This window comes from Shewanella sp. SM87, from assembly GCF_025653705.1.
Lineage (GTDB): Bacteria > Pseudomonadota > Gammaproteobacteria > Enterobacterales > Shewanellaceae > Shewanella > Shewanella oncorhynchi.
In genome coordinates, this window is sequence record NZ_JAKKSC010000009.1 from 187303 (window position 1) to 194845 (window position 7543).

A 7543-nucleotide genomic window follows, 5' to 3' on the forward strand; every position below is an offset into this window, starting at 1 on the left:
TTTAAAGTTACTGCCATCCAGTAAGTGACTGAAATTATGTAACTTAATTTTTTATAATGAGGTTTAGAGGATTGTATGTTGCGTCGCTACGTGAGCTGTTTAGAGTGTTGGCTAGCATAGCCATCTATTATTCACGTAGCAACGCGTTCTTTTTGACGTGCTCTTTAATAGAACTATTACTATCTTCGACACGCCTTTAATTATAACGTCCAATCGTAAGAGAAGTTTAAGCAGCCAGCTGTGGTGTTTAATCTACTAGTCGCTTAATTAGCTAGCATCGAACTTTGGAGTTGAATTCGGGACTATTCATCTATTCCAGTGAGAATATATTCATTTCTGTTATTTGAATTAACAGTAATGCTTTTTATTACCCAGCCGCCCTGTTGGCTCAAAGACCCTTGCAATCCTGTCGCAGCAGACCATTTTACCATAGTATATAAATAATACATGCCATCAGGAACATCATAAAACTTAAATCTACCATCTGCATCTGCTGTCACCTCTTTAAGAAAAAGAGATATTCGACTATCAGGGTATTCAGGCTCTAAGACAATAGGAGCTTTCCCATGCTTTTTATATATTATTGCATCAACAAATTGCTTTGAGTAAGAGGTTACAGGACTCAAGAAAACTTTATTACCAGAGCATGTTTTTACATCTCCTCCAATTGTTTTTAAAAAACCTTGCCCCGATACAATATTAGCACCTGTTTTATTTAACTTTTCATATTCATTAACAGGCCATTCAACTCTAGGTTCTCGTGCAACTTCATAATGATAATTTTGCTGTTGAGCGCAACCAACAACAATAAAAAAAAAGAAGAAAGCAAATAATTTGTTTAACATGACTTACAGCACTCCGTTATCCATAAATATACAGTTGTTTTATTAAATGTAACATACAAACATCTTAATGTTGACATTTTGCACGATTTACTCAAAAAATAATGTCCTCAAATACACCAAAAACGCCTTAATTCTCTGATTGTTGCTACTGAGTCTATACTCGATGGCAATCAACTCTCGTTAACCCAGTTAGGACGGAACATAACGGGTAACGTTGCACCAAAACACAATATCGAGCGTATTGACCGACTGCTCGGAAATCTACATGTTGTCAAAGATAAGTTCGCTATTTATCAATGGTATGCACAGTATCTCTGCGGCTCAAATCCGATGCCCATTATTCTTGTGGATTGGTCTGATGTGCGCGAACAACTGCGATTGATTACCTTACGCGCATCAATCAGTGTTAAAGGTCGCTCCATTACTTTGTACGAACGCACTTTTCTGTTTGAAGATTACAATGCCCCACGCAGTCATAACGCTTTCTTAGCTGAGCATGCTAACGTATTGCCGCCAGGATGCTGCCCGCTCATTGTCACCGATGCAGGTTATCGCAATACTTGGTTTAGGGAAGTCGAGCGCCATGGCTGGTTTTGGCTAGGGAGAGTTCGCGGTGATGTCAGTTTTATGCTCAACGGCCAAACATCATAGCAGTCAAATAAATCCCTCTACCCTAAAGCGAATTCAACCGCGAAATACATAGGTAGCGTCAAGTTAGCGCGCAAGTCTCCGCTACAATGTTGCCTGCACTTGTTTAAAGCTAAACCTAAGCTGCGTAAGGATAAACGTTCTTCTAAGGCTGGGCGAAATCACACTGCACAAAAGAGTTACAGCTTAGGGAGAAAAGAGCCTTGGCTACTCGCAACAAATTTACCGCCGGACTACTTTGGCCCTTCAAAGGTCGTCGATTTATATGCTAAGCGAATGCAAATTGAAGAAACCTTCCGCGATTTAAAAAGTCCGCAATATGGCATGGGCCTTAGACAAAGCCGCAGCCGTTGTCCAAAGCGATATGATGTATTGCTGCTCATCTCTATGCTGGCTGAAATCGTGTTATGGTGTATTGGGTTAGCGGCACAACACCTTGGATGGCAAAGATATTTTCAAGCCAATACGGTGAGAAAGCGGGCAGTGCTATCAATTGTTAGACTTGGAAAGGAAGTACGTAAAAGAGACAAATATCCGGTAAAGGAGACAATTTTTCGCTGGGCATTAATCGAATATATAAACTTAGTTCATGACGCTGGAAGACCTCAATTATGAGGGGATCCCCCAGCGCTAAGCGGACAAAAATTGCTAGCTATATCGCGAAGCGATGCCCAACTGTTTTTTATCAGTTTAAACAGCTTGTATGTTCTTTTTATACATTTTCAAAGAAAGTATTATCTTTCATAGTTTTTAATATGGTGTTTTTTTGTAAATGATGATCCAGAATCGTATCAATTTGGCTAAGGATACTATTCTCCATATTTTTCCTATATTCTACGCCCTCTTTACTCTTTACTCTTCATTTTCATTTGTACCGCCATATATGAAGGGTACTGCTCGCCCTTAACCCCCTCATGTCTATTAGACCAAAATAAACTCGCACTCAAAGAAGATTTAACAGTTAAATATGCAAAACCCCGTAAAATTGATTCTCGCGCCTCTGTTTTCCATACATAGGGAGTTTCAATACCCATTTTTTACAAAAAAATAAATGTAGGTATTCATTTCTTATCACTGGATGTGGGTGGCTACCTTTCACTGCATTTAAATTAGTTTCATACTTCCCAGTATAAAATCGATTAAACATGCACGTTATAGAGCATAATAATAAATAGAATGAATTAGGCGCATTTAAGTTTTCTCTGTTCAAATACTGCAGAGTTAAATCTAGACCTTCTATATCCGCAAGAATCTCTCGCGCTTGGCCTTTTAAGTCTTGAACATCCGAAACAGTTTCTATCTCATAAAAGACAATACGGTCAGTGGATTTATCCTTCAATTTATAATGACACTGAATCAGATGTGATAATTCATGAAAGAACACCCACAGAAGCATCATTTCAAATATATGAAATCTTGCAGGTACTGTTTTTCTTAATACTTCATGTCTAACATCTTTCAGTTGTTTTTCTAGCTTATCCTCTGCTACTCTTAACCAAGTGTCAGCATACACTTTAGTGATAGGGCTAAGATCTTAAGGCACAATGGATGGAATCCCTGATTCAAATTTGAAAGACGTTTCTTTAAAAGCATCCCAACTTTCATTACTAAAAGTATCAGTAGTTTGGTGTACTTTCTCCGTATACACTGGAAATGTTAAACAGTCCCTATATATTTCATGAATCATTCCCATGTTAATTATGATTTCAGGATTTAATGGCTTTGATAACAGAACTTTTGCCCCCGCATTTACAGAAGTAGCTAAAGGCGTTGTTATTGATAACTTTCCTCCTAAAGGTTCAAAAATAAATTTATTTGACCAATCACAAGCTTTATCTAGTATTTGTCCAGATAGTGTGTCGATAAGAACAAGGGGTATACAGTCATCTTCTTCTTTGGTCTCTAATGCAGTCATTATAGTTGAGGCTCATTTAAGGTAACACTGGAACATAACGCTCCGCTCACCCGCACATACTGCGGAGAGCGTTTTTGTGTAAAGTGGCGCGAGCGACACACAAAAACGAGCATAGCAGTATGTATCGGCGTGCAGCTGTTTGTTAGGTATTTCTAATGACATACTTTGCGGCTTCAATTCGCTTATTCATAAAATCAATTAATTTCTTATATAGATCCATTTTCATCTCAAAATATCTGAGAGGGAAACGGCCCCGAACATTCTGACACATTAGATAGTTGTGACTATACAGCTGAGCCTGTTTTTCAGCACTTTCTAATTCGAATTCAGCTCGCTCCTTTCTATAGGCACCGTCTATATTCAAAGACAAGAACAGCTGACCATTGTACCGCCAAGGATTTTGTTTTAGTTCATAATCAAACATAGTTAGATAGCCCGATTTCACTACAATGTTTGTTATCTCCGCATCATAGGCTTGGTTATCAATTACAAATTGATCTAAGTTTTCAAAGCTTTGTATATCGCTTCGTGTAAGCTCCCTAACTGCTTTTAGAATATAATTTGTTATGTCCGTTTGTCTTTGGATCGGGCTATCACTCCTTGCGAACTCGACTTCATAACCCTCTGCAATTCGAAGGCAGCCATCTACGACGCTTGTATGCAAAGACTGTTGTAAGTCCTTAGGTGTGCAGTAATCCGAATTGTTAACGAGTCGCAAACCGGCATACTCATAAGATTGTGCTACTAAACGAGAGCAAAACTGCCTATTTAGTTTATCACCACGGTAAAGAGGATTTCTCGTTCTTACAGCCTCTTTCACTGAATACGACGTTCCTATTTGAGAGCGAGCAAACATTATTGCTTGATCCACATAATTTCCGTTTAATACTCGGCATACCTCAGCATGTTTTTTGTTGTCAAAGAGCAATCGCTGAATATTATTTGAATGAACTCCCTGCCCGTCAGAGTGAATAAAACTTCCATCTCCGACATAGAGTATTGCATGAGAAAATTTACTAAAAGTGGATAAGCGAACCGCTTTGCTGATAGCCCCTACCTGAGAAGTCAGGATAATGTCGCCAGGTTTAAGCAAATTCATTTCAAATATATACATTCGATCGGCACTCTTACCTAACTCCGCATTAAGCGGACTAAAATTGTGGGTTATACTGTGGAGCGAAGCGGAACGTAACCAACTGTTTTAGTTCCGTTTAAATGCCTTGTTAGTTGTCATTTCTTGAAGTAGATATCTGCATTAACGAAATTTTTAGTATTCTCTGTGTTTATCACATCTAAGGCTTCTTTAATGTGGGCTGTATATGACAACCATTTTTCATTGTTATATTTTTTTATAGCGGTGAGAATAAAATATTCGGTCATGTGGAACATATTCAAGGTATTTTTCAACTGACATTTTTTTAGTTCATCATAGTACAAATGATAATCATCTAAGATTATAGTTTTAGAGAACTCGATTAGCTCCAGCAAACTTTCAACTTGCCGTTCTTCATAAAGATTAGATGGCGAATCTACAGATAAAATAGTTTCTTGGTCTATCTCTTCAAACCACTTTTTGTGGTTATATTCAGGGAGCCCTTTCGCAACGCTACTGTCTAGATACTCTAATTTAAACGATAGCATCAATCTAGATAAGGTATCTTTAGCAGCCTTGAGTTCATCTCCGTAATAGTTACCTTTAAGTAACCCATTTAATCTTTTATCTTTGTGCTCTTGTTTTATATCACCATCATCAATTGCGAGAATCGAGAAATGTGGCACATTGCTATTTTCCAACTGTTTGGCATACATTAAAAAGCCAAATAGACAGGCTGCTTGGTTACCCCAAGCTCCAGCATAAATATATTTCATTGGTAAATTTGTCCAATCTCCAGCAATAATATCTATAACTTGCTTGGCTAAAGCATCCTCTACAACCAAATAAAAGCAAGAGACATGCTTATGCGTAAAACTACCTGTTCGGGTTTCGACAACGTCCCCATTTAAACGTTTTTCTACGATATGGATACCGGTTACTCCAATTGTTGGAAGTTCGATATTAATTGTATCTTTGTCATTCATGTTACAAACCTACCCCTGACAACTAACGCTCAAAGCAAGCGCGCGGCGCGCGTCGCTTTGCCTTTGCTTGTTATGTGTTTTCTCAAAATATGCAATGTAAAAGTATTCCTATAGTAAATGCGATTAGTAACAGCCCAAAGAGCGAAACCAAAGAATTTCCCCATAGATAGTTTTCAACTTCTTCATGCAATTCAAGCTCATACTTGGGGTGCTTTCCCGCCGAGATAAGGCGTAAAGAGTAGTAACCCACAACGTAACATAATTTATAAAAAAACATTTCAACGAAAAGCCAAAAAACACCTCTGGCTATTAATGAAATAAAGTCTTCCATGGCTCACCAAAACACATAACGTCTTAGTATTTATGCGCTGTTTGTAGGGCATAAATCGCTTGTTGGACTTGGCCGATGCCTTATCCAGATTAATTGGTATGCTCCATGCTATAGGAATTTGCTTTTTTGAGGCAAGGTCTGAGCTGCAGAGCTGTTTTGAGCAAATAATATTTCGTGTTTTCTGCGTATTTCATTGAAAATCCTTTGTCACGGTTGTGTTCCATCGCATCTTTTTAAGTCTAGCTGATTCGAGCAGGCTTAATCAGTCCACTAAATCGCAGTTAAGCTCCGCGCAGCGGCTTAGTTCAACGCCCGGCACAGCGCCTTGGTAACTTGGCACGTAATTGCGCAGCAATTTGAGTGACAGGTTGACAAGTCCGTTGCTGCCGCTTGTTATGACTTACCTCCAGCGTTAGGGTGCTGAACATTATTAATATCAACCAAATCCCAAATTTCGCCTTTGTTACGATACAGTCTTTTATTTAATTTTGGATAATCTGCAACATCGTGGTCTAACCGCTCACCACTACAATGCAGCGTAACACTTTACTGCCTGTATTTAAAATCGTATGAGCTAAACCATTTGCTCGATAACCAATAAAGTCCCCTTCGGATATTTCGAACTCTTCAAAACCAATCTGTGCTGTGGCGCTACCGCTTAATACGTAAACACATTCGTCTTCAAACTTATGAGAATGAAACTCTGTTGATTCTCTATTTGGTGGAACTTCGATAATATGGAAGCCAAAACCTTTAAGACCTGTTAAATCTCCAAGAGATTTGTTCACTCGAACAGCATTGTCATTGAGGTAATGTGTCTTACTTAAGCCTTCCATTTCTTCAATTTCAGATTTCTTAACAATGTATCTATCCATGTGATCTCTAATTGTCATAATGACAAGCTAAGCGGCGCAACTTTGCTGCGTCCTTGCTTAAGCGCTTTGTTAAATTTTTACCCGACAATGGTAGGAGGCAAGTATATGGTAAATTCATTTATTGGCTCGATTAACACACTGTAGGGAGTGTTTTGCTCTTCTTCTTTAACAATACTAATATTAGATAAAAGCTTGAAACGAGCTGATTTTAGCTTGGCAGGCTTAACCTCAAGCTCTTTGTGCCACACTCGATAAGTACCGAGTTTATTATCTCTTCGATGATAAAATCCAGCTAGCGGATGCGTTAGATAGACCAAGGCAGACTCAACATCGGGAAAGCCTGGGAATTCTAATAAGTCAGATTCCGATTGAACCAAATCAACTGAAGCTTCAGCCCACTCGGATACAGTTTCCATATGGTACTTTTGGTACAAGCCATTAGCTTCATTAAGAGTGCAGTCAAAGCTAACTTTTCCAGCATGCCAAGGAAGGTTCCAAAGGTATCTTGGCACTGCTAGCGTCCAAGAATCTAAAGTAGTGCCAAGGAACCAAACACAACGTTCACCCGTTTCATTATCGATAATATATATTCGATAGTTTGTTTGTAGTGGCATAGTGAATTTGGCCACCTAATAAGAAATGTTATGATCTCATTCATAGCGAATTTAGGTGACAAAATGAATAAAAGTAAACGTGCTCGATATAGCGCAGCGATTAAACTCGAAACTGCCCAATTAGTCATTGACCAAGGCTATACACAAGAAGCGGCTGCCAAAGCCATGAACGTAGGTAAATCAACGGTCAGTAAGTGGGTAACGCAACTTCAGGTTGAACGCAAAGGGCTTACTCC

The 7543-nt window shown here is 38.8% G+C and carries 8 protein-coding genes and 1 pseudogene; 2 read left to right on the plus strand and 7 right to left on the minus strand.

Translation table 11 applies throughout. The annotated features are described in order from the left end of the window. Positions 1 to 302: 302 nt before the first annotated feature. On the minus strand, positions 303 to 845 hold the full coding sequence (locus L5M11_RS09835; protein WP_115334631.1) for a hypothetical protein: 543 nt from the start codon (positions 843 to 845) through the stop codon (positions 303 to 305). A 111-nt stretch (positions 846 to 956) separates the two neighbouring features. Here L5M11_RS09835 and L5M11_RS09840 point away from each other — a divergent pair. Beyond that, a pseudogene (locus tag L5M11_RS09840) lies at positions 957 to 2108 on the plus strand (IS4 family transposase). A 346-nt stretch (positions 2109 to 2454) separates the two neighbouring features. On the opposite strand, the gene L5M11_RS09845 reads toward L5M11_RS09840, so the two are convergent. The 6 genes from L5M11_RS09845 to L5M11_RS09870 form a co-directional block, all read right to left on the minus strand. Beyond that, complete coding sequence (locus tag L5M11_RS09845) at positions 2455 to 3006, minus strand: hypothetical protein (RefSeq protein ID WP_263191996.1); 552 nt, start codon at positions 3004 to 3006, stop codon at positions 2455 to 2457. Positions 3007 to 3027: 21 nt separating this feature from the next. Continuing rightward, positions 3028 to 3408 (minus strand): hypothetical protein, encoded by a 381-nt coding sequence (locus L5M11_RS09850; RefSeq protein WP_263191997.1) that lies wholly within the window; start codon positions 3406 to 3408, stop codon positions 3028 to 3030. 142 nt (positions 3409 to 3550) lie between these two features. Then, the gene (locus tag L5M11_RS09855; RefSeq protein WP_263191998.1) at positions 3551 to 4522 is read right to left on the minus strand and encodes a YiiX/YebB-like N1pC/P60 family cysteine hydrolase; all 972 of its coding nucleotides are present in this window, start codon (positions 4520 to 4522) and stop codon (positions 3551 to 3553) included. A gap of 116 nt (positions 4523 to 4638) precedes the next feature. Further along, positions 4639 to 5487 carry a hypothetical protein gene (locus tag L5M11_RS09860; protein ID WP_263191999.1) on the minus strand — a complete coding sequence of 283 codons (849 nt, stop codon included), beginning with the start codon at positions 5485 to 5487 and terminating at the stop codon, positions 4639 to 4641. Positions 5488 to 6330: 843 nt separating this feature from the next. Further along, the gene (locus L5M11_RS09865) at positions 6331 to 6693 is read right to left on the minus strand and encodes a cupin domain-containing protein (RefSeq protein WP_263192000.1); all 363 of its coding nucleotides are present in this window, start codon (positions 6691 to 6693) and stop codon (positions 6331 to 6333) included. Between the two features lie 77 nt (positions 6694 to 6770). Continuing rightward, on the minus strand, positions 6771 to 7307 hold the full coding sequence (locus L5M11_RS09870) for a DUF2071 domain-containing protein (protein ID WP_317629871.1): 537 nt from the start codon (positions 7305 to 7307) through the stop codon (positions 6771 to 6773). A gap of 63 nt (positions 7308 to 7370) precedes the next feature. On the opposite strand from L5M11_RS09870, the gene L5M11_RS09875 reads away from it, so the two are divergent. After that, a partial coding sequence (locus L5M11_RS09875) for a transposase (protein ID WP_263192006.1) occupies positions 7371 to 7543 on the plus strand: 173 nt, incomplete at its 3' end.

What these genes read in the sequence shown, in the direction of transcription:
- L5M11_RS09835 (WP_115334631.1), bottom strand. Translation starts at nt 845, where the DNA reads ATGTTAAACAAATTATTTGCTTTCTTCTTTTTTTTTATTGTTGTTGGT.
- L5M11_RS09850 (WP_263191997.1), bottom strand. Translation starts at nt 3,408, where the DNA reads ATGACTGCATTAGAGACCAAAGAAGAAGATGACTGTATACCCCTTGTT.
- L5M11_RS09855 (WP_263191998.1), bottom strand. Translation starts at nt 4,522, where the DNA reads ATGTATATATTTGAAATGAATTTGCTTAAACCTGGCGACATTATCCTG.
- L5M11_RS09860 (WP_263191999.1), bottom strand. Translation starts at nt 5,487, where the DNA reads ATGAATGACAAAGATACAATTAATATCGAACTTCCAACAATTGGAGTA.
- L5M11_RS09865 (WP_263192000.1), bottom strand. Translation starts at nt 6,693, where the DNA reads ATGGATAGATACATTGTTAAGAAATCTGAAATTGAAGAAATGGAAGGC.
- L5M11_RS09870 (WP_317629871.1), bottom strand. Translation starts at nt 7,307, where the DNA reads ATGCCACTACAAACAAACTATCGAATATATATTATCGATAATGAAACG.